The 20,526-nt window shown below is 56.4% G+C and carries 22 protein-coding genes; 10 read left to right on the plus strand and 12 right to left on the minus strand.

Going from position 1 to position 20,526, the window contains the following annotated elements; all coding sequences use genetic code 11:
* The 5 genes from MY069_RS08040 to MY069_RS08060 form a co-directional block, all read right to left on the minus strand.
* The gene (locus MY069_RS08040; RefSeq protein ID WP_482796557.1) at nucleotides 1-492 is read right to left on the minus strand and encodes a hypothetical protein; all 492 of its coding nucleotides are present in this window, start codon (nucleotides 490-492) and stop codon (nucleotides 1-3) included.
* A 35-nt stretch (nucleotides 493-527) separates the two neighbouring features.
* On the minus strand, nucleotides 528-2,789 hold the full coding sequence (locus tag MY069_RS08045) for a S8 family peptidase (protein ID WP_482796558.1): 2,262 nt from the start codon (nucleotides 2,787-2,789) through the stop codon (nucleotides 528-530).
* A 71-nt stretch (nucleotides 2,790-2,860) separates the two neighbouring features.
* Nucleotides 2,861-3,814 carry an alpha/beta hydrolase gene (locus tag MY069_RS08050; RefSeq protein WP_482796559.1) on the minus strand — a complete coding sequence of 318 codons (954 nt, stop codon included), beginning with the start codon at nucleotides 3,812-3,814 and terminating at the stop codon, nucleotides 2,861-2,863.
* Nucleotides 3,815-3,877: 63 nt separating this feature from the next.
* The gene (locus tag MY069_RS08055) at nucleotides 3,878-4,777 is read right to left on the minus strand and encodes a hypothetical protein (RefSeq protein WP_482796560.1); all 900 of its coding nucleotides are present in this window, start codon (nucleotides 4,775-4,777) and stop codon (nucleotides 3,878-3,880) included.
* Between the two features lie 9 nt (nucleotides 4,778-4,786).
* Nucleotides 4,787-6,640, minus strand: coding sequence for an AMP-binding protein (locus MY069_RS08060; protein WP_482796561.1), 1,854 nt, complete (start codon nucleotides 6,638-6,640; stop codon nucleotides 4,787-4,789).
* Between the two features lie 132 nt (nucleotides 6,641-6,772).
* Here MY069_RS08060 and MY069_RS08065 point away from each other — a divergent pair, with 132 nt between their 5' ends.
* The 3 genes from MY069_RS08065 to MY069_RS08075 all read left to right on the plus strand — a co-directional run bounded on the left by MY069_RS08065 (nucleotide 6,773) and on the right by MY069_RS08075 (nucleotide 8,429).
* Nucleotides 6,773-7,393: a hypothetical protein gene (locus MY069_RS08065; protein ID WP_482796562.1), complete on the plus strand. Its 621-nt coding sequence runs from the start codon at nucleotides 6,773-6,775 to the stop codon at nucleotides 7,391-7,393.
* A 15-nt stretch (nucleotides 7,394-7,408) separates the two neighbouring features.
* Nucleotides 7,409-7,723: a winged helix-turn-helix domain-containing protein gene (locus MY069_RS08070; protein WP_482796563.1), complete on the plus strand. Its 315-nt coding sequence runs from the start codon at nucleotides 7,409-7,411 to the stop codon at nucleotides 7,721-7,723.
* 88 nt (nucleotides 7,724-7,811) lie between these two features.
* Entirely contained in the window at nucleotides 7,812-8,429 is a 618-nt protein-coding gene (locus tag MY069_RS08075; protein WP_482796564.1) for a beta/gamma crystallin-related protein, read from the plus strand.
* A gap of 28 nt (nucleotides 8,430-8,457) precedes the next feature.
* Here MY069_RS08075 and MY069_RS08080 read toward each other — a convergent pair whose 3' ends face one another.
* Nucleotides 8,458-10,296, minus strand: a complete 1,839-nt coding sequence (locus MY069_RS08080) for an ABC transporter ATP-binding protein (RefSeq protein ID WP_482796565.1) — start codon at nucleotides 10,294-10,296, stop codon at nucleotides 8,458-8,460.
* 115 nt (nucleotides 10,297-10,411) lie between these two features.
* Here MY069_RS08080 and MY069_RS08085 point away from each other — a divergent pair, with 115 nt between their 5' ends.
* The gene (locus tag MY069_RS08085) at nucleotides 10,412-10,987 is read left to right on the plus strand and encodes a TetR/AcrR family transcriptional regulator (RefSeq protein ID WP_482796566.1); all 576 of its coding nucleotides are present in this window, start codon (nucleotides 10,412-10,414) and stop codon (nucleotides 10,985-10,987) included.
* A gap of 9 nt (nucleotides 10,988-10,996) precedes the next feature.
* A complete protein-coding gene (locus tag MY069_RS08090; protein WP_482796567.1) occupies nucleotides 10,997-11,668 on the plus strand; it encodes a cupin domain-containing protein in 672 nt (223 codons plus the stop codon).
* Here MY069_RS08090 and MY069_RS08095 read toward each other — a convergent pair.
* From MY069_RS08095 to MY069_RS08110, 4 genes are read right to left on the minus strand one after another with little or no spacing between them, the layout of a single operon-like run.
* Nucleotides 11,665-12,120: a RidA family protein gene (locus tag MY069_RS08095; protein WP_482796568.1), complete on the minus strand. Its 456-nt coding sequence runs from the start codon at nucleotides 12,118-12,120 to the stop codon at nucleotides 11,665-11,667. The two genes, MY069_RS08090 and MY069_RS08095, sit on opposite strands and share 4 nt — an antisense overlap.
* 32 nt (nucleotides 12,121-12,152) lie before the next feature.
* Nucleotides 12,153-13,043 carry a sterol desaturase family protein gene (locus tag MY069_RS08100; RefSeq protein ID WP_482796569.1) on the minus strand — a complete coding sequence of 297 codons (891 nt, stop codon included), beginning with the start codon at nucleotides 13,041-13,043 and terminating at the stop codon, nucleotides 12,153-12,155.
* A complete protein-coding gene (locus MY069_RS08105; RefSeq protein WP_482796570.1) occupies nucleotides 13,040-13,600 on the minus strand; it encodes a TetR/AcrR family transcriptional regulator in 561 nt (186 codons plus the stop codon). Before MY069_RS08105 ends, MY069_RS08100 begins: the two co-directional genes overlap by 4 nt.
* Nucleotides 13,601-13,641: 41 nt before the next feature.
* Nucleotides 13,642-14,634 (minus strand): Gfo/Idh/MocA family protein, encoded by a 993-nt coding sequence (locus MY069_RS08110; protein ID WP_482796571.1) that lies wholly within the window; start codon nucleotides 14,632-14,634, stop codon nucleotides 13,642-13,644.
* A 106-nt stretch (nucleotides 14,635-14,740) separates the two neighbouring features.
* Here MY069_RS08110 and MY069_RS08115 point away from each other — a divergent pair, with 106 nt between their 5' ends.
* Nucleotides 14,741-15,871, plus strand: a complete 1,131-nt coding sequence (locus tag MY069_RS08115; RefSeq protein ID WP_482796572.1) for an iron-containing alcohol dehydrogenase — start codon at nucleotides 14,741-14,743, stop codon at nucleotides 15,869-15,871.
* Between the two features lie 33 nt (nucleotides 15,872-15,904).
* Complete coding sequence (locus MY069_RS08120) at nucleotides 15,905-17,140, plus strand: acyl-CoA dehydrogenase family protein (RefSeq protein ID WP_482796573.1); 1,236 nt, start codon at nucleotides 15,905-15,907, stop codon at nucleotides 17,138-17,140.
* Between the two features lie 24 nt (nucleotides 17,141-17,164).
* On the opposite strand, the gene yghU is transcribed toward MY069_RS08120, so the two are convergent.
* Nucleotides 17,165-18,040 carry a glutathione-dependent disulfide-bond oxidoreductase gene (gene yghU, locus MY069_RS08125; protein WP_482796574.1) on the minus strand — a complete coding sequence of 292 codons (876 nt, stop codon included), beginning with the start codon at nucleotides 18,038-18,040 and terminating at the stop codon, nucleotides 17,165-17,167.
* A 152-nt stretch (nucleotides 18,041-18,192) separates the two neighbouring features.
* On the opposite strand from yghU, the gene MY069_RS08130 reads away from it, so the two are divergent.
* Entirely contained in the window at nucleotides 18,193-18,930 is a 738-nt protein-coding gene (locus MY069_RS08130) for an enoyl-CoA hydratase/isomerase family protein (protein ID WP_482796575.1), read from the plus strand.
* A 58-nt stretch (nucleotides 18,931-18,988) separates the two neighbouring features.
* A complete protein-coding gene (locus tag MY069_RS08135) occupies nucleotides 18,989-19,477 on the plus strand; it encodes a hypothetical protein (RefSeq protein WP_482796576.1) in 489 nt (162 codons plus the stop codon).
* Between the two features lie 4 nt (nucleotides 19,478-19,481).
* On the opposite strand, the gene MY069_RS08140 is transcribed toward MY069_RS08135, so the two are convergent.
* A complete protein-coding gene (locus MY069_RS08140; protein ID WP_482796577.1) occupies nucleotides 19,482-19,886 on the minus strand; it encodes a DUF1489 family protein in 405 nt (134 codons plus the stop codon).
* Nucleotides 19,887-19,996: 110 nt separating this feature from the next.
* On the opposite strand from MY069_RS08140, the gene MY069_RS08145 reads away from it, so the two are divergent.
* On the plus strand, nucleotides 19,997-20,449 hold the full coding sequence (locus MY069_RS08145; protein ID WP_482796578.1) for a DUF2147 domain-containing protein: 453 nt from the start codon (nucleotides 19,997-19,999) through the stop codon (nucleotides 20,447-20,449).
* The last annotated feature ends 77 nt before the right edge of the window (nucleotides 20,450-20,526 follow it).

A 20,526-nucleotide genomic window follows, 5' to 3' on the forward strand; every position in this document is an offset into this window, starting at 1 on the left:
TTATCCCTCTTCACTCGTGGTCGCGATGCTGTCGATTTCGGCATAAGCGAGACTATCAATGGTCTCTAGCGCCGCAACAACGTCACGAGCGCTCCGTCCAGCCGGATCGTTTTTCGGCAAGCCGAGGATCAGTTCCCCTGAATAGCTCGCTCGAACCAAAAACAGTCCGTCCAATTGATCATGTGCATTGGCCCAAGCTTTATAGGCCGCACGGGTGCCCGCTTCGTCGCGACGGAAATTGCGACAGATGGAGTCCAAAGCTGGTTCGTTTTTGAACCGAACGATGAAAGTCGCTGCCGGCGCCGGATTGGGGCTGGATTGCGCGAGCACGATCGCATCCGTCGATCCGCCGCCCTTTGACCAGCCAGCTAAAAAGCCGGTGCTGCCGCTTTGATCTGCGAACGCGACACAGCCAGTCAATACGAGCATGCTTGCTAGCGCCATCATTCCAATCTGACCGCCATAATGCGGTGCCGCCTCCTGTTTCGCCATTGCCTCTCCCCTTATTTCGCTGCCCTAAGCGCCCATCACTCCGACAAGTCTATTTCCGCCAAATTCAATAATCCCGCGCCACATGGCAACACGCACATATCCTCATCTTCAACGGTTGGGATCGCGCCTGGGAATCTCACGCACAGGCCTGTGCACTGGTTCTCGGGGATCGGGCTAATGCCGGACATCAAAGTCGAGACAACGCCGCTCGGGTCTAGGTCGGGACGTTTGGACTTAATCAAAGCCAGTGCCGCAGCGACATGCGGGGTCGCCATGCTGGTGCCCTGCTCATAGGCATAATAGCAGGTTGCAACGGGCGCTCCGGTCAGCGGGTCTTCGCAATTTTCAGCGGTTTTCGTAGAGAGCACACCATCCGGATTGCCGTCCCCGTCATCATCCCGGGTCAGGTCGCCGCCCGGCGCCAAAACATCCACTGAGGGGCCATAGTTCGAATAAGGCGCGAGATGACCACGAGCATCGCCACCTGCGACGGTCACAACATTATTGCAGCCAGCCGGCGCAAATAACTCAGTTGGCACGCCTTTATTCCCAGCCGCGGCCACGACAATCACGCCGCGCTCAGTCACAGCATCAATCGCATCCTGCATCGAGGCCGGACAGGATTTGAACAGGCCGAGCGAGAGATTGATAATATCGGCGGGATTGTCGTTCCAAACCTCCTCGCCAAGCTCATTGAACTCAGGGATCGTTCCAGCGGCCCAGCGGATCGCATCGTTAATGTCTGAGAGCTTGCCGCCGCACTTTCCGAGTGCGCGAACAGGAACGATTTTAACGTTCCACGCGCCGCCCGCGACGCCATCTGAATTATTCGTCGAGCCGGCGCCAACAATCCCCGCGACATGCGTGCCATGATAAGTGTTGGTGAGCACATTCCGCTCTGGGCAAACATCGCCGGGATCGTCTGCATTGCTGTCCCGGCCGTCGCCATCATTGGCAACGTCGATGTCAGAGACCATGTCCCAGCCCTGAACAACATTGGCGGAGCTGACAATATCCGGGTGGTTCATTTGCAATCCAGTATCAACGATTGCGACCACGACTTCAGACGATCCTTGGGTCTCTTGGTTGGTCCAGAAATCGACAAACCCGGCGCCGCCCGCAGCTTGACCATCGCCCGTGCCTTGCGACTTATAATGCCATTGCAGACCGAAAAGCGGATCATTTGGCGTGATCAGAGTCGGACCTTCGCTTTGGCCCGGGTGGCGGATCATCTGGTGCTCATAGAACCAGTCTTTCTCGACATATTCGAACTCGCCGGAGGCTTTGAGGTCTTGGATCACGCATTCCATCGAAACCAAAGGATTGGCGTTCTCACCGGTCGCAGCCACTTCATCGCACTCAACCCCACGCTCAAGCGCGATCCGGCCTTGCTGGAGAACGGCTTCGGTAAAATTGGTGGGGTTCAATGCATCTGAGCCAATTTCAATCACCATCTGGCCAGACCGTGAGCGCTGAATGCTCGCCGCGACATTAAACTTGGTGGCGGTTTGGATCATGCGCTCCTCAGCCACCAATTGGCGCTGCAAAGCCGCATTCGGCAGGATCAACGCGCGCTGCGCAACTTTTGGATCGAGTTTGGGCAGCTGCGCCATACGCTCTTCTGGCGTTGCCGGCAGCTGGATTGCCAATGACCGGGTTCTGGCGAGCGGCGGATTATCTGGATCTTCTTCAATCTGTCGCTCTGCACGCTTTTGATAAATCGTATCATTCAAAGGCGCGCGTGGTAGGGCCGGACGATCATCCATGACCACAGGCGCTTGCCTGACGCGGTCTTCTGGATCAACGACGGTGATCGATCGACGTTTTGAGGCCGGCAACTCAATTCGCCGGATCACGCCGGGGTCTAATACCGCTTCGTTTAAGGTTTTCTGGTCGGGAACGATAATCTTGGCTTCTGATTGCTCATCAACCACGACCTCCATCGCCATTTCGGGCTCGGCCAAGACCGCAGACATTTCAATGGAAGCCGGAAGCGCGGCAGGTTTGGCAACAATCGATCCGATGACAAAGCGCGGCGCAGCTTCATCCTCAGAAACCGCAACCGTGCGCTCAAGGATCGTGCCCGCAAAGGCCCGAGCATCAACTGAGACGGATGCATATTTTTGTCGATCACTATTGGTGACGTCTTCTCCGCCGAGCTGACCGAGGACGGCATCGCCAAGCTCGCCAATGCGGTTCAATCTCTCATCCTGGCGGTCACAAGCAACCAGACCAATCAAGGTCAATGCGCTGACCGTTAGAGTGGCTCGCTTAACCCATTTCGCTGTTCTAGCCATGGTTCTAAGTCCCTAATCTACCCAGTCCCGAAGGAGTATCTTAACCATATGTCAATCTCGTGGCGAGCGAATTATTCGCGTGCGCCAAGGGCACGTCCGACCACCAGACCTGCATCTTCAATCGCTTTGCGGGCGGGCGTCGAGACCGCCGTCATATTCATAAAGCCATGCACCATGCCGGGATGTTCTTTAATCGTCACCGGCACGCCATGCGCGGCAAGTTTCGCGGCATAGGCTTTGCCTTCGTCTTTAAGCGGGTCCCAGCCGCACAAAACCATATGCGTAGGCGCCAGACCGGCAAAGTCTTCATCCGGCGCGAAGAGCGGCGACACCCGCTTATCCATCCGGTCGGTTTCTTTCTCGACATAGCTGTCTCGGAAATAGTCAAACAGGTTTGGCGAAATGAAAAAGCCGCCCTCTTGAAAGGTCAGGCGCTTGGCGCGAATGTCGACGAATTGCACGAGCGGATAGAGCAGCAATTGAAAGGCGGGCATCAGCGCGCCAGTGCGTCCGGTTTCTTGAGCGATAAAAGCAGAGAGATTACCGCCTGCGCTGTCGCCCGCTACGGCAATCCGATCCGGATCGAAGCCGAGAATGTTGTTCCGGTCGGTTGCCCATTGCCAGGCGGCAAGCGCGTCGCGATGCGCGTCCGGAAAGCGGTTTTCCGGGGCGAGGCGATAGTCGACCGACAAGACCCGGCAACGCGAACTCGCAGCGAGCCGCCGACAAATCACATCATGCGTATCTAGATCGCCAAGCACAAACCCGCCGCCATGAAAGAACACAATGGCCGGGGCGGGCGCTATGCCCGCTGCCAGCGGTACATATCGACGTGCCTTAAGCGGCCCATCGGCGCCGTCGACGACGAGATTTGAAAGCTCGGCCAGATCCGGTAAATCCCGTTCCACCGACCGGCTGGCACGATAGAAACTCTGCCGCAAACCATCGGTTGAGCCTTTCCAATCCATGCCGGAAAAGTCCGGCATTTTAAACTTGTCCATAAAAGACTTGAGAGTGTCATCCATCGCCATGCGCGAACCATAAGCGCGAACTCATGGTGATTTAAAGGCAGAAGTTTTCGTGAGCCTTCAACCGATGAAAAAGTAATCAGTGACCCGGAACATGACATAGGGCGTATTGCCGACCATAATCTCTGGCATCAGGTCCGCCCAGATGCGCGCGCGGACATCGCTGGGTAGGCGCGCAGAGACTGTTTCGACGGCAATGCCCAGGTCGCAGACATCCATCCCGGCAATCACTTCCTGCATCTGGCTATAAGAGGTGCCTTCAGAGTTTGCGAAAGCCGCTATTTGCAAGGCCAAGGCCCATTGCTCAGACCCCAACGCTAAGCCTTCTTGCTGCAGGATGGTCTCGTCTCTCGGCCCGGGGCGTGCATAGCGGCGAGGTCTATCTTGGGCCTGTTTTGCCGCAGATAAGATTGTGGTCATCCAGTCCATTGCCCAATCGTATTGCGGGCTTTGATAAGGGAATTCTGAAAGGAGCGCTGGGACCAGCTCATCTTCGTTCTGGGTTAGAAACCCGGCAATGGTCGGGCCTTTGCACCAGGCGCTTTGATTGGCTTTGAGTTGGCCGAGTCCTTCTGAGAGACCCGCAATGATAGACTGATAATTCGCGCTCTCGGCAGACCGCAGTGATAGAGCTTGGGTTTGAAACTGGCTAAACAGAGCTTCTAGAACGAGGCGTGCGAGGGCATCGTCTTGAGCGCCATCTGCCAAGGCAAACGCAGCGGTTTGATTAAGCTCTGCATAGGTGGCCGGAACCACCGCCCGAAGCGCCTCGACCGCATGGCGGGTTGGGGCGTCCGCTAGTTGGTCAAGCAGAGCGATGGGCTGCGGCAACTCCGTTTCTTCCGCGCCCGACTCGGACGGACCTGGCACGACCAAGAAAGCCGCAAGGAAGGCAATCGCCACAATGGCGAGGCTGATCAGTCCAAGCTTCAAACCCGGCTGGTGGCGCGGTTCCGTCATCTGATTGCGCTAGAGCTGCACGACATTTGGCGGCGGCGAATCGACAAATAGACTGGCGACCAAATCGGCACGGCAGTCTTGCGTCATGCGTTGGTTCACATAGCCCTTGTCGGTGATTTCACCTTTATCAATGCTTGGCGGCTCGGTCATGACTAAGAAGCGTTTGATCCGGCGCGATGAGCCCGGTTCAGCCGCATTGAAGGCCGCGACCTTTGCGGCCAAGTCTTTGGTAAAGGCAATAAAGGCCGCCATCTGATCGCCGCCGGCGTTCTTTACATATTCTTCGAACGCGACCGGCGATGGCCAGAACATGGCGCCAATGAAATTCTTGTCTTGGCCGCAAATCACCGCGTCAAAGACCAGGGGCGAACAGCCCGCGACAAGATCAGGACGCAGCACACCCACGCTAACCCAAGTGCCAGACGAGAGTTTAAAGTCTTCGCCGACCCGGCCATCAAAGATGATGCCCTGGTTCGGGTCATCCTCATCGACGAATTTGGCAGCATCGCCGAGGCGATAATAGCCTTCTTCATCGAACACTTCGGCGGTCTTCTCAGGCAGATTGTGATAGCCGGGCATCACGGTTTCGCCTTTGACGCGGACTTCGAGCTTACCCATGGTCGGCACCAATTTCAGGGTCAGACCCGGCAATGGTAGGCCGATCAAGCCGACCCGCTCAACCTCCCAATGGACCACGGTGATGCCTTGTGTCTCGGTGGCGCCATACATGGTGATGATCGGAATGCGGCGCCCGGTGGCTTTGATCGCTAAGTTCTGAAGCCGGTCATACAAATCATCCGAAAGCGTCGCGCCGCCATATCCGATGGAGCGCATATTCGCGAAGAAGGCTTTGAGCAGCGTCTCATCTTCTTCCATCGCCTCAGCCAACATCGCGAGCGCAATCGGGGCTGTCCCAAACGTCGATGGTTTGCAATCGAGCACATTGCGAATGGTTTCGCCGAACAAAGCGGGTGTGGGCTTGCCGCCATCGATCCAGAAAGTCGCGCCCGTCCAGAGCGCGCCATTGAAGTTCACGTTCGAGCCAGAAATATGGTTCCAAGGCAGCCAATCGAGGACATTGTCTGGCACATCCGGATCATATTCAGGATCGCGAGCATCATCGCGAAGCCCTTCAACACCGGCGATCATCGAGCACATCGCACCCTGCGTTGTCGGCACAGGCTTTGGCATGCCGGTTGAGCCTGATGTAAAGAGATATTTGCCGATTGTATCATCGCTCAAAGCCTCAAGCGCGGCATCGACGGCCGGAGTGACCACAGTGTCTAGAAGTCCGTGATAAGAAACCGCACCATTCGCGCCATCGGCTGTGATGACTGTACAGCCATGATCGCCTAGCGCCGCAATCGCAGGCTCAAACGGCTTTAGCTGCGCAGCAAAAATCACTTTCGGTTGCACCGATTGGAAACAGTGTTTGAGCTTGGCGAAATCGCTCGACATCAGAGAGTAAGGCACTGAGATCGGGGCTGCTGGAGCGCCGATGGTCATCGCGGCCACCATCACCAAAGCGGTTTCGATCGAATTGCCCGACAAGATCATAACCGGTGCATCAGGCCCCGCGCCTTGATCCAGAAATGCTTGCGCCAGCGCCCGGGTCTGCTTCAGCCCCTCACCATAAGTGATGGTCTCCCAGGCATCCGTCTGGGGGTTGCGCTGTTTCAGCCAGTCGCGATCTGGATGCATCTCAGCCCGCATTGCAAGCGCATGCGGGATCGTGCGCGGGCGGTCGCCCGGTTCGTGACGTTGTTTGAGATAGATCGTGCCATCCGGTTTTCGCACGCACTCTATGTCTGGCTGTTTTTGCGCAAGCGGGCGGAAAGGCGGCTGACTGGCAGCGTCTGGCATGGTCGTTTCCTCAGGTGATTTTGTATTTTCTCTATCCTAGCGCGACGGGCGGCGGCGCCAAGCGAAATCAGGGGCATTGACACTCCTTCGATAAAGAGTACTTTGTAATTCAAAGTTATTGGAGTTTTCTCGATGAACCAGACGACCCTGCAAGATGATCTCGCTTATGTACGTGACCTCGCTGAAGCCGGACAACAAGCGCCGCTGCTCGGTGGCCGTTTCCTGACGTTTTGGGGTGTGCTCACCAGCCTTGCCTACTTCCTACACTTTGCGATCACCACGAACATGGTCGGCTGGCCAGATGCCGCCTATGGCTGGGTTTGGGGTAGTTTCATTGTGGTCGGAATTATCGGCCAAGCGATCCTAGGCTATTCGATCCGCAACAAACCTGGCGGCAATTCCGTCGGCAACCGCTCAGAGGGCACCGTCTGGATGGCGGGCGGGTTCGCGCTGTTCGCCTATTTTGGTACGCTGATAGTCAAATCAATTATCCAAGGCAGCGCCGCCCCGGGCTTTGAAGCGTCATTACCGATTGTCTTTGCCATCTATGGCACCGGCCTGATCACATCTGGTGTAATGGGAAATGTCAAAACCCTGACTTATGCAGGCTTCGGCGCACTCTCTATGGTGGCTTTGGCGATCTGGTTCGACGGGACAGATCTCACTTGGGCTGTGGCCTCGCTCGGTGCTTTTGTCACCGTGCTGATCCCGGGCCTCTTCCTAATGCGGAATGAACCGAAAAGCGTTGTTTAGGAGAGGGACAGATAAATGTCTGATCACGCCAATCCATTCGACCATGCCCAGATTGATGACGTTATTCATGGCCGCTTGCGGCTCGGAATTATGGCCTATCTCTCAACAGTCAGCCCGGCCATCTTCGGAGAGTTAAAGGAAAAAGTCGGCGCCACGGATGGCAATCTATCCACCCATTTGCGCAAGCTTGAAGATGCCGGTTATGTGCGCCAGGAAAAGCGCTTTGTCGGGCGGCGGCCTCAGACGCGGGTCTTCCTGACGGATGATGGGCGCAAGGCCTGGTTGATCTGGATTGACCGGATGCAGGGCCTCATGCGCGCCGCCGAATAGCTGAACGCAATCTGAAAATCTCCCTCCCAGCGCGTTCAGGTTGCGGGTCCTACAGGTCTCTTCAAGACTGAATAAAGGACCGTTCAATATGACACGCGCTTTGAAAGCCCTCGCCCTCGCCACGACTGTTTGCCTGGCATCTGTTCTGCCCGCTGCTGCCGATAATTATGGCCATCGCGGCGGCGGCAATGACGAGGCTGTTATCTTTAAGCATCCAGAATTTCGGGGCTCAGCTTTGGCGATTGATGGCCCGGTCTACAATCTGCGCGAACTCGGCTTTAACGACACTGTCTCCTCGATTGATGTTCGCGGCGCTTGGGAAGTCTGCGTCGATCCGGATTTTCGCGGCCGCTGTGTCGTGATTGATCGTCCCGAAGGGCACCTCAGTGCGATCCGCATGAATGACAATATTAGCTCGCTGCGTCCGCTCAATGGCTCACCGCGACGGATCAGCAGTCGCCGTGATGACCGCTATCGTAGACGCGATCACCGTGACCATCGCGGGCACGGCAATTATCACAGCCACAATCAGGGGATTGAAGGTCGCCGCACAGTCTTCTTCCCGCGCCCGAAAGATGCCTATGGCGACCGCATTCCGGTTGGCCGCGGCAATGCCAATCAGTTTTGTCGCGAAATGGGACTTGGAAAAGTGGTTTATGCAGACCGGGGTCGGCGCAATCTCGTCGACGTACTCTGCTCGAAATAGGGGACCCTCTCCCCCCGGCTGAGCGTACTCAGGCCCGCAACCCTCCCGAACCCTCAAACGGGTCGTGCTCAGCCACCAAATGCCCTGGAGCGATTTCGATCAGCTTCGGGGCATATTGCTGTGCGTCAGGGTCATCGATGATTTCGGATTTGAGAAAGCGCAACGGCGCCCGGCTATCGAGCGGGCTTGGCAAGTCGCCTTGCAATTTCACCCGGTCCCGCGCCCGCTCCATTTTAGGATCAGGGTTCGGCACAGCAGAGATCAGCGCTTGCGTATAAGGATGGCGAGCATCCTCATAGATTTCTTGCCGGCCTGCGATCTCCACGACTTTACCGAGATACAGCACCATGACCCGGTGCGAGATCTCACGCACAACAGACAGGTCGTGCGAGATGAAAATCATCGCCAAGCCGAACTCTTTTTGAAGCTCGATGAGCAAATCGACGACTTGCGCCTGAACTGAAACGTCCAAAGCCGAGACCGCCTCATCACAGATCACCAATTTCGGATCCAAGATCATCGCCCGGGCGATGCCGACCCGCTGATTCTGGCCGCCGGAGAGTTCGTGCGGATAGCGGTTGATCAGGGCCGGGTCCAGACCCACACGCGGCATGATTTCTTGGACTTTGGCTTCACGTGCCGCCTTATCAAGCTGGGGCGAATGAACCGTCAGCGGTTCAGCGATCGACATACCAATCGTCATGCGCGGATCGAGGCTCGCCATCGGATCTTGGAAAACGATTTGTAGATCGTCGCGCAGCGCGTTCATCGTCTTGCGATCTGCGCTTGAAATATCGCGCCCCATCCAAGCAATGGTCCCTGCGGTTTGCGGGACGAGTTTCAGAACCGCACGTGCCAGGGTAGATTTTCCGCAGCCACTCTCACCAACCACGCCGAGGGTTTCGCCAGGCTTGAGGTTGAAGCTGACACCGTCGACCGCTTTGAGCGGCTTGGTTTTCCCAAACAGGCCGCCGCCAATATTGATCGGAAAATGGACTTTCAAATCCTCGGCACGGAGGATGGGCTCAATATCCGCGCCCGGTTCAGGCCCTAATGTTGGACGACCTGGACGATTAGGTTGATCAATCCGCGGCACGGCATCGAGCAGCATTTTCGTATATTCGTGCTGGGGATTGTAGAAGATCTCATCAATCGAGCCAGTCTCGACAATCTCGCCATACCGCATCACCACGACCCTGTCGCACATCCGCGCAACCACGCCCATATCGTGCGTAATGAGCGCAATCCCGGTCCCTGTTTCGCGCTTTAGTTCATCCATCAGGTCAAGCACTTGCGCCTGAACGGTGACATCAAGTGCGGTGGTCGGCTCGTCAGCGAGCAGAAGCTGCGGACCACAGAGCATCGCAATCGCGACCATCACGCGCTGACGCATACCGCCGGACAGTTCGTGCGGAAACTGATCCATACGGCGACGGGCTTCGGGGATGCGGACATGTTCAAGCCAATCGACGCAAACCTTATTGGCCTCTTCACCCTTCAAGCCTTTGTGCAGCCGCAGGACTTCGCGCATTTGCGCGCCGACTGTCATATGCGGGGTCAGGCTGGTCAGTGGATTTTGGAAAATCATCGACATCCGGTCGCCGCGAATATTGCGCAGGGTCTTGGCGTCGGCGGTGAGCATTTCAGTTCCGTCAAACATCACCGAGCCCGTGGCGGTGCCATTGTCGGCAAGCAAGCCAAGCGCAGCAAGCACGGTTTGGCTTTTGCCCGAGCCGGACTCGCCAACAATGCCCAGACATTCTCCAGCAGAGACCTCCAGATTGATACCTTTGACGGCGTTGACCGTGCCATCAGGCGTATCAAAGGCAACTTTTAAGTCTCGAACTGTCAGGATGGGAGCTGTCACGCGGGGTCTGCCTTTACTCTAATCTGTAGGGCAAAGGGCGGTATGACCCGGCAATTGTCAAGAAAGCAGATCAGTGCACTTGAATTTGCAACTACCTACCACTAGGTACGGCGCTATGGATACACGCTCCGCCCTTCTCGATAGCGCCGAACGCGCCGCCCGCGAGCGCGGGTTTGACGCTTTTTCTTATGCCGACCTCGCGCGCGAAGTTGGGATAAGAAAGGCGAGCATACACCACCATTTCCCGGTCAAAGCTGATCTCGCATTCGGCTTGATCGAACGCTATGCCGTGCGATTTGCCGAAACCCTCGCCGAGATTGATCGCGATCATGTCAATGCCGCCGACAAACTTCGCGCTTATCAATCCGTCTATCGCGATGCCCTCGCAGATGGGACACAGCTTTGCCTTTGTGTCTCGATGAGCGCCGGGCGCGATAGTTTTTCGGAACCAGTACTCGATCTCCTCGCGCAATTTCACCAAGACAGTGTGGCTTGGTTGAGCCAGGTTTTCGCGCAAGGGGTAGAAGACGGCACCGTTGCTTATTTGAGCGACCCAGACGCCGAAGCCCGCGCGGCGCTGGCCCTGATGGAAGGTGCGCAACTGAGCGCTCGCGCAGCGGAAGACGTCACCCTTTTTGATCAAGCGACAGCAGCCTTTCTGTCGCGTCTTACACCGACCCGCCCGCATTAGGAGCCTAAGATGAGACTGAATGCAGATTTCAATGAACGCGTCGTGCTTCGCCCTGAAGATCGGGACTGGGTGGCCTCGCCTATGGCTGGCGTAGACCGTCAAATGCTTGACCGGATCGGCGAAGAAGTCGCCCGCGCCACATCGATCGTCCGCTACGCACCGGACTCTTACTTTAGCGAACACACACATGGTGGCGGCGAGGAATTTTTCGTCCTCGAGGGCGTCTTCTCAGACGAGCATGGCGACTATCCCGCGGGCACTTATGTCCGCAATCCGATTGGTTCCAAACACACGCCGCATTCTAAGGATGGCTGCACAATTTTTGTGAAGCTGCACCAATTTGACGAAGCCGATACCGAACAAAAAGTCATCGGCACCGCTGACGCAGAATTTCTGTCCGGTCAGGTGCCGGGCCTCACCGTTTTGCCTTTGCACAGTCATGGCACGGAAAGCGCCGCGCTTGTGCGCTGGGCCCCGGGCACAAAATTCTTGCCGCACCAGCATTGGGGCGGCGAAGAAATCCTTGTGCTGGAGGGCACGTTCCAAGATGAGTTTGGCGATTATCCCGCCGGCACTTGGTTGCGCAGTCCGCATGGCTCTAAGCACACACCTTGGTCAGATGAAGGCTGTTTGATCTATGTCAAAACTGGACACTTGGCGGCGCTAACCGAAGCCGCTTAGCGTTTCGCGATACACTCAATCTCGACCCGGGCGCCAAGCGCCAGCCCACTGGCACCAAGCGCGCTCCGAGCCGGATAATCGCCGGTGAAATAGGTTTTGTAGACCTCATTAAAAGCCGGCCATTCTGCGATGTCGGCGAGAAAGACCGTGCATTTAACCACGCGGTCCCAGCCTAAGCCATTGGCTTCGAGCGTGGCTTGAATATTGTCCATGGTTTGGCGTGTTTCAGGGCCAATGCCGCCAGGCACCAGCCCGGCCTCTGGCGTCGTTCCGAGCTCGCCTGCGAGATAGATCCAGCCATCTGTCTCGACGGCGCTTGAGAAGGGAAATCCGGCCTCCTCATAGGCGTCTTTGACATAATGCCGGATCTCGCTCGGTTCTGGACTTTCCGCCGGGAGCGTTTCGCAAGCAGAGAGGATGGCAAAGGCGGCAGCAAATAAAGCGAGGCGCATGACAATGTCTCCGGAGCAATTATCCCCTTGGCTTAACTGGTGTGTCCTTGTTCGGAAAGCGTTTTGGGAGCGGGTTTCGCTTTTGGGTTCCAACCCGGTCGTCCAAACAGGTACATCCAAGTCTCACCGAAGCTCTTAGACCGTTTCATATCCGCGAACAGACCCGGCCATTCAGAGAACCAAACTGAAAGCGGATTGACGCTGTCATAGTCGCGCTTGAGCCCATAATTTGGTGTTTCCTCTTCGGCCTGGAAGGTGCCGAACAGTCTGTCCCAGATGATCAGGACGCCGCCATAATTCTTGTCGATATATTTATCGTCACAGCCATGATGGACCCGGTGATTGGCGGGCGTGTTGAGCACACCATCAAGTGGCCCCATCTTTCCGATCAGCTCGGTATGGATCCAAGTTTGATAGGCCAGGACAAAGATGATCCCGAAGAAGATCAGTTCCGGCGGAAAGCCCAAAAAGACCAGCGGGAAATGCAGCGCCGCCGATGCGAAACTTTCAAATGGACCGAACCGGACACCCACCACAATATTCATCTCGCGCGACGAGTGATGCACCGCATGCTGAGTCCACAGCAATCGAATTTGGTGCGCCAATCGGTGTTCCCAATAGTAGGTGAAATCGCAGACCAAAACCGCAAGCAAGACGGTCCAAAGCGTGATAGGCATTTGCCAGGTGACGAAGGTCTCAGAGACCACGACCATGCCGACATAGATGAAGGACATGAGGAAGATCTCGACCAGGAGATACGGAATCTGGGTCGAAGCGCTGGCCACCATATCGAGCAGTTTTCGGCCTTTCATCTCGCCTGAGAAAAAGCCTTTCAAGAGCTCGATCAGCAAGATGACAGCGCCAATCAAGAAGAAGGCATCATCAAAATGAGTGCCGTATTCGGATAGGGTTTCTGGGGTCATGTTTTTTGTCTCCCAAGGCCGTGAATCAGGGTTCGCCAAGCCAAAGTGGCGGCTTGCTCATGGGTGGTTTCGCCCGATTTGACGCTTTCCCAGCCCGCATACATGAGGTGGTCATAGGCCTGCACGATCCAGCTCGTCGGGACAGCTGTGTCGAACAGGCCTTCGCCTTTAGCAGCTTCGACCATTTCGGCAGTCTCTTGCTGCTCTTTAGCAAAAGCGGCCTGCGTTTCAGGATCATCGGCGAAGGATTCCAGCGCCAGGAAGCCATGACGGTCGCCGAGTGGAATAAGCGCCTTCAACGCCAAGCGCGCGACTTCAGAATAAGAGGCGGCATCGGCGCAAGCCGTCTCGACGGCTTCCTCCATTTCTTTAGAGGCAATTTTCGACAGGGCGCGCATTAAGTCGTCACGACTGGCAAACTGGCGGTGCAGCGTCGCCCGACCAACACCTGCCCGCGCCGCGACGTCGGATAAAGCCGCGCCGGGATTCTTGCTAAAGACCTCGAATGCGGCTTCGATAATCGCATCGCGAGAGGAAAGGCGAAGTGAATTTGACATGAGACACTTATGTCTCATATGATTCTAATATGTCAACATCGCTATTCCAGATATCGCAGATGCTTCAGCCCAGCCGACTCGTAAACCGCGTCCAAAACGATTTGCTGGCGCAAAATCATATCGCCCTCGGTCGGCAGCGGCACGCCAGTTTGGAGCGCGTCCCAAACCGTCGCGAGCTGATACGTATAGGTGCTGATCGGACTGATTTCGGCCTCCCACCCCCGTGAACTGGTAAGGCGTCCCGGAATAAATTTATTATGCGGGGCAAGCGGGTTCACAAAGGTGATTTCGCCAGCCGTTCCAACCAGTTTCATCTCCGCCCGGAACTCTGCACCTGGACCCATATTCGTGGTTAAATGCGCGACCGCACCGGACGGGAAGCTCAATTCTGCACGCATGCTTTCATCGACCCCAGCCGCTGTCAGCGTCGCAGAAGCTTCCACCTCTTTCGGCGCTTCACCAGTCACAGAGAGCGCCCAATGCAGAGGATAGCAGCCAAGATCCATCATTGCCCCGCCGCCCGTCTCAACGCGGTGGCGAATTTCAGTGCCATTGTCTTTGATCTCGACATCGAACGCGGCGTGAATTTCTTTCAGCTCGCCAATCTCATCTGCTGCGAGCCAGGCCAAGCAGGTCTCAAAGGCAGGGTGATAGCGATAATGAAAGGCCTCTATCAGCCGCTGCCCACTCGCCTCCGACGCAGCTAGCATCGCGCGGGCCTCATCCGTATTCATCGCAAACGGCTTTTCGCAAAGAACCGGCTTACCGGCTTCGAGCGCTTTGATGGTCCAGTCGGCATGCAGATTGATCGGTAAGGGATTATAGATCAGAGCGACATCTTCGGATCCGATCACGTCATCATAGCTATCCAGCACGGCACCAATATTATGCTTCGCGGCAAAGCTTTCAGCGCGGGTCCGATCGCGTGCCGCGACCGCCGCGATGTAAGTCTGCGGGATCACACGGGTCGGATGTATGACGGCTTTGTCGGTGATCCGCGCAGCCCCTAATAAGCCTATTCCCAGTCCCGCCATACCATCTCTCCTGTGTCATGCTGCCGCTAGGGGAGAGATTGCTCTCCCTTCGGCTCTAGGCTTTCTAGGCTCCGAATAAGGAAATTACCAATCTGGAGACCCAGCCATGCCCGTCATGAACTTTCTGACCACTTGTATTTTCGATCATGGAGCGATTGCCAAGCTCGGTCCGACCTTGGCCGGTTTTGGTGTGACCCGTCCGATGGTGATCACAGATCCAGGCATTAAAGCCATTGGCCTGCTCGACACAGTGCTCGAAAATCTCGGCATGGAGCCCGCGGCGGTTTTTGCCGATACCGTCGCCAATCCGACAGAAGACCAAGCGATCGCGGTCGCCGAACAATATAATGCGGCGAACGCCGACGGCTTGGTCGCCTTGGGCGGCGGCTCTGCCATGGACCTGACCAAAGCGGTCGGCCTGCTCGCCAGCCAAGGCGGTCCTTTGGAAAAATATGCAGCGATTACTGGCGGCGCTAAACATATTGGCAAACTGCCGCCTTTGATTGCTGTGCCGACAACAGCGGGCACGGGATCAGAGGTTTCAGTGGGCATGATCACGACCATGAATAATGGTCGGAAGGAAACGTTCGCCTCGCCGCACCTCATTCCCGCCACTGCGATTTGCGATCCGGACCTGACCCTCGGCCTGCCCGCTTTCCTAACCGCGGCGACGGGCATGGATGCGGTGACTCATTGTATTGAGGCGGTCCTGACTCCGGCGGTGAACCCGCCCGCGGAAGGCGTCGGTTATGACGGCCTCAACCGCGCGATCAAAAATGGCGCCTTGCAACGCGCTGTCGCCGACGGGTCTGACAAGGACGCCCGCTGGAACATGATGATGGCAAGCTATGAGGGCGCCCTGGCCTTCACCAAAGGTCTCGGTTCGGTCCACGCCCTCAGCCACGCGGCGGGACGTTTGAAAGAGAAAAAACTCCACCATGGAACGCTGAACGCGATCTTCTTGCCGCACTTGCTGCGCTTTAATGAAGGCGCCGCGCCGGAAAAATATGAGCGTCTAAAGTTCGCCATGGGTCTGTCTCAAAACGCGGATCTCGGTGATGAGATCGCGAAACTGAATGAGGCGATCAATATTCCAAGCACGCTCAGCGCGATTGGCGTTGAAGCCTCTGACGGCCCCGGAATTGTAGAGTTTGCCCTCAATGATCTCGCCCATCGCGGCAATGCCCGCCCCGCCGAGCAGGCCGATTATGAGCGGATTTTTGAACAAGCGCTGTAGAGTCCGCGCCGGATAGATTGAGGAGGAAACAGCATGGCCATCGATTTTGTTATCCCAGATGACGCCAAAGAGGTGCGCGCACGCGTGCGGCAATGGGTACAGGATGAATGCATCCCGGCCGAAAAACGCCTCGCGGCGGGCGAAGCCTTAGATGTCGTGCTCGGCGACTTGCGTAAGAAAGCGCGCGCGCAAGGTCTTTGGCTTCCCTTCATCCCGACCGAACATGGCGGCATGGGACTTGGACCTTTAGCCAACGCGCTCGTTCAAATGGAACTCGGGCAAAGCCATCTCGGCGCATTGTCTATGAACAGCCAAGGTCCAGATGACGCGACCATGCTGACCTTGCTCGCACATGGGACCGACTTTCAAAAAGAGAAATACCTCAAGCCGCTCCTGAACGGCGAAAAGCGCATTTGCTATTCGATGACGGAAAAAGCCGCGGGCGCTGATGCGACGGGGATGCAAACCCGCGCGGAGAAAGATGGCAAAGGCAATTATGTTTTAAACGGCGAGAAATGGTATTCCTCTTCCGCCAATGTCGCCGATATCGCTGTGATCATGGCGAAGACCAACCCTGAAGCGCCGAGGCATCAGCAGTTCTCAACTTTTATCGTCGAGTTGCCCAACCCAGGCTATCGGATCATCCGCAACATTCCGACCATGGCGCTCCATACAGACTATCAAGAAGCCATGGGCGCGGCCCATTGCGAGATCGCAATTGAAAACCTGGTTGTGCCAGAAGAAAATCTGCTCGGCGGCGAGGGCCAAGGCTTTGCCATGGGCCAGCATCGCCTCGGATATGGGCGTCTGCGGCACGGCATGCACAATGTCGCGATGGCGCAGCGCGCTTTGGATCTTGCCACTGCGCATGTGACCCAGCGATCGACCTTCGGCAAAGGCTTAGAAGACCGCCAAGGGGTTCAATTCATGCTGGCCGACTGCGCAAGCCAGCTCTACATCGCGCGGCTGATGCTCATGCATATCGCGTACAAGGCCGAGAATGGCCTCGATATCCGCCAGGAAAACGGTATCGCGAAAGTCTTCCTCGCAAATATGGTGCACAAGGTCGTCGACACGGCGATCCAGCTACATGGCGCGCTCGGCTATTCAACCGATACCCCGCTCGCCGCCTGGTACACGCATATCCGCTCGCAACGCCTGGTTGATGGACCAGACGAAGTGCACAAATGGATCACCGGTAAAAACGTGATCCGTGCTTTCAAAAAAGACGGCACCACCGCAGCAGCAGCAGGCGGCGATCTGCTTTAGCAGACCGCCGATCCGGACATTGAATTAGCTCGCGTCGGGATTGAGCTTGTCCATCGTCTTGGTTTCGAAGTCGCTAGCATCGTGGCGTTCTGGCAGCTGACGGTGCGGCTCGCCCCAGACACGGTTGACCATTTGGCCGCGCTGAACGGCTGGACGTTCCATCAATGTGTCTGTCCAGCGAATGACGTTCTTATATTCGTGCACAGACAGGAATTCCGCCGCTTCATAGAGGATGCCTTTGGCCATTGAGCCATACCAAGGCATGATCGCCATATCAGCGATCGAATATTCGCTGCCGGCCATATATTCATTGTCGGCGAGATGGCGGTCGAGCACATCCATTTGGCGCTTCACTTCCATTGCGAAGCGATTGATCGGATATTCCATCTTGAAGGGGGCATAGGCGTAGAAGTGTCCGAAGCCGCCGCCAAGATATGGCGCGGAGCCCATTTGCCAGAACAGCCAGTTCATCGCTTCTGTCCGGCCTTTATGGTCGTCTGGAATGAAGGCGCCGAATTTGTTGGCGAGATAGACCAAGATCGATCCGCTTTCGAATACGCGCGTGACAGGATCGGTCGAGTGATCCGCCATAACTGGGATCTTTGAGTTCGGGTTCAGGTCGACATAGCCCGAGCCGAATTGATTGCCGTCTTGGATATTGATCAACCAAGCATCGTATTCTGCGCCTGAATGTCCGGCCGCCAAAAGCTCTTCCAGCATGATCGTAACTTTGACGCCGTTCGGTGTCCCCAGTGAGTAAAGCTGGATCGGGTGTTTGCCGACTTGCAGCTCTTTATCATGCGTCGGCCCTGCGATGGGACGATTGATATTGGCAAAGCGTCCGCCGCTTTCTTGGTCCCAGGTCCACACTTTTGGAGGGGTATATTCGGTGTCAGCCACAGGGCGCTCCTTCTTGATACTTTGCAATTTTCTGTAAGCCTACATAGGCGCATGCCCTCGCGAAAGCCTAGGGATAGATTCGGAATAGGGTCTATGCGAACCCTAGGTGAGCCCTGATTGATGGCAGGAAGACCCAATAGGAGGAGGCCAAAATGAGCGACTTAGTATTGCGGCAAGATGAGGATGGCCTCTGCTGGCTAACGCTGAACCGCCCCGACAAGTTGAACTCTTTGACTGTCGGCATGTTTCGCGAGCTTCGCCAGCACATCATTGATCTCAAAAAAGATGACTCGATTGGCTGCGTCATCCTCCGGGGAGCTGGGAAGTGTTTCTCAGCCGGGCATGACCTTGGTGACATCGCCGAGGGCGAAAAGGTCCCCTCCCCCGGCTGGCATTCTGAGACGCTGCGGATGATGGAAAAACTCCCAAAACCGGTCATCGCGGCAGTGCATAATCATTGCTATACGGGTGCGCTGGAAGTGGCGCTGGCGGCAGATTTTATCTTGGCCGCAGAGTCTGCGAAATTCGCTGATACGCATGCCAAATGGGCGCTGACGCCAATTTGGGGCATGAGCCAACGTTTGCCGCGCCGGGTCGGGATCGCGACCGCAAAACGCCTTATGTTCACCGCTGAGACCGTGCGCGCCGATGCGGCGCTGAGCATGGGCCTCTGCGAAGCGGTGTTCGCCGACGCGACTTTCGAAGACGATTTGCGCGCTTTCGCCATGCAAATCCTAGCCAATTCCCCCTTCTCACACGCCGCGAATAAACGCCTGCTCGAAGCCACAGACAATGACGCACTCGATGCCGGTCTGCAGTGGGAGATTATGGAGAATGAAGGCGTCGGGCCAGATATGCAGGCACGGATTGGCGCGTTTATGAAGAAATAGCGTCGATGGCACGGGCTTTGCTCGCCTATTAGGCGAACAAGACCGAAAGCGTGCCGTGATGAAACGCCTATTTGCAAGCTGTATTCTATTCCTGCTGCCAGTGTCCGCGCATGCGAGTGCTGATCTTGCGCGCCAATGGGGCCAAGAAGCCGCGCGCCTCTCAGGCGTTACTGCTGATATGATGCTTGCCGTCGACTTTGGCGAAGAGCTCTCGCTGACCGATGAATTCGCATTGGATTTATATCGGTTTGGACGGACCTCTGCTGACCTCGCGATCTGGATCGATGACACCAGTGGCCCGAATGATCTTGGCTGCATCTTCCGCGGCATGGCAGCTGAATCCGAAGCCCAACTCAACACGCTCGAAACCAGCGCAGATGCCAAACCCAAGCGAGAAAGCTTGCGGCGTCTATCGTCTTTGTTCGCGGATGCGGAGCTTATGGCCTTGGCGGCTCAGCGTCGCGCCCCTGCCCCAAGCTTGGTGGCAACATCTGCAAAAGCGTCTTGCGCTGCAGACCCAAGCGTCGTGCTCGAAACACTGCGCTAAAACGCTACCAGACCATTGCGGCCCGCAACTCAGCGCGCAGATTGGCGGGCAGTTCAATGGTTCCGGATCCAGCCTTCAGATCCACCGGCGCATCTTCAGGTTTCAAATAGCGCCAGCCTTGAAAGGCGCGTTTTGGCGTCGGTTCGACGGCGATCAATTCAGGATCAAAGACCAGTTCGCAGGCTTTGCGTCCACCGCGATCGGTGATCTCTTTCACATCTAGTATCCGCTGCCGCACCAAGATAATCCCTTTGGTGACCCAGAAAATCGAGCCGCCATCACGCAGTTCGCCGCCGCGCTTTGGAACCATGCGCGTTTGGTGAAAGGGAAAAGGCGAGGTCTGCATCAAACGCTGCTGCCAGCGCTCAATGTCGCTTGCATCATCAGCCCCAACACAGAGTTTCACCATGTGAATCATATATCCAAAGGTAAACGCATATTAATGCCTGTGAAGGTGGAAATTCTGTCGCGTCGCGTCATAACCAATAGAGCATTGTGGATAATCTGAGGAATAAGAGCATGTGGAAATTGGCGGGACTGGGTGTAAGCGCTGCGATCTTGGGACTGTCAGCGCAGGCGCAAGATGGTCATGACGTGTTCGGCACCTTCCTGACCCAAGCCAAAACTTCCACGGTCACAATCGAAGACTGTGGCAATGGCAGCCCTTGCGGCCGCGTCTCTTGGATTGATCCGGAAGCGATGGAACCAGGGATGACGCCAGAAACGGCGCTGACTGAAGCGGGAGAGCCCGTGCTTGGCCTGCTCATGCTGCAAGGCTTTGAGAAGCGCCGTAAAGATTGGCGCGGCGGTACGATCTATGACCCCGAGAATGATAAGACCTATGCGTCACGGCTGAAGCGCCTGGATGATGGGCGCTTGCAGGTCAAAGGCTGTATCGGTCCAATCTGCCAGACCCAAGTTTGGGAAGAGGCGCCACAAGCCCTACAGGCCTCTGCGCCGGCTACGAATTAGGCCCCTGTGACCCCTTAGCGCTTGCGGATTCGGTTCGGCGTGCTACCTCGCGGCTTTGCCAGCAAGGAGACGTCATT

The organism is Hyphomonas sp. ske169 (assembly GCF_056850855.1).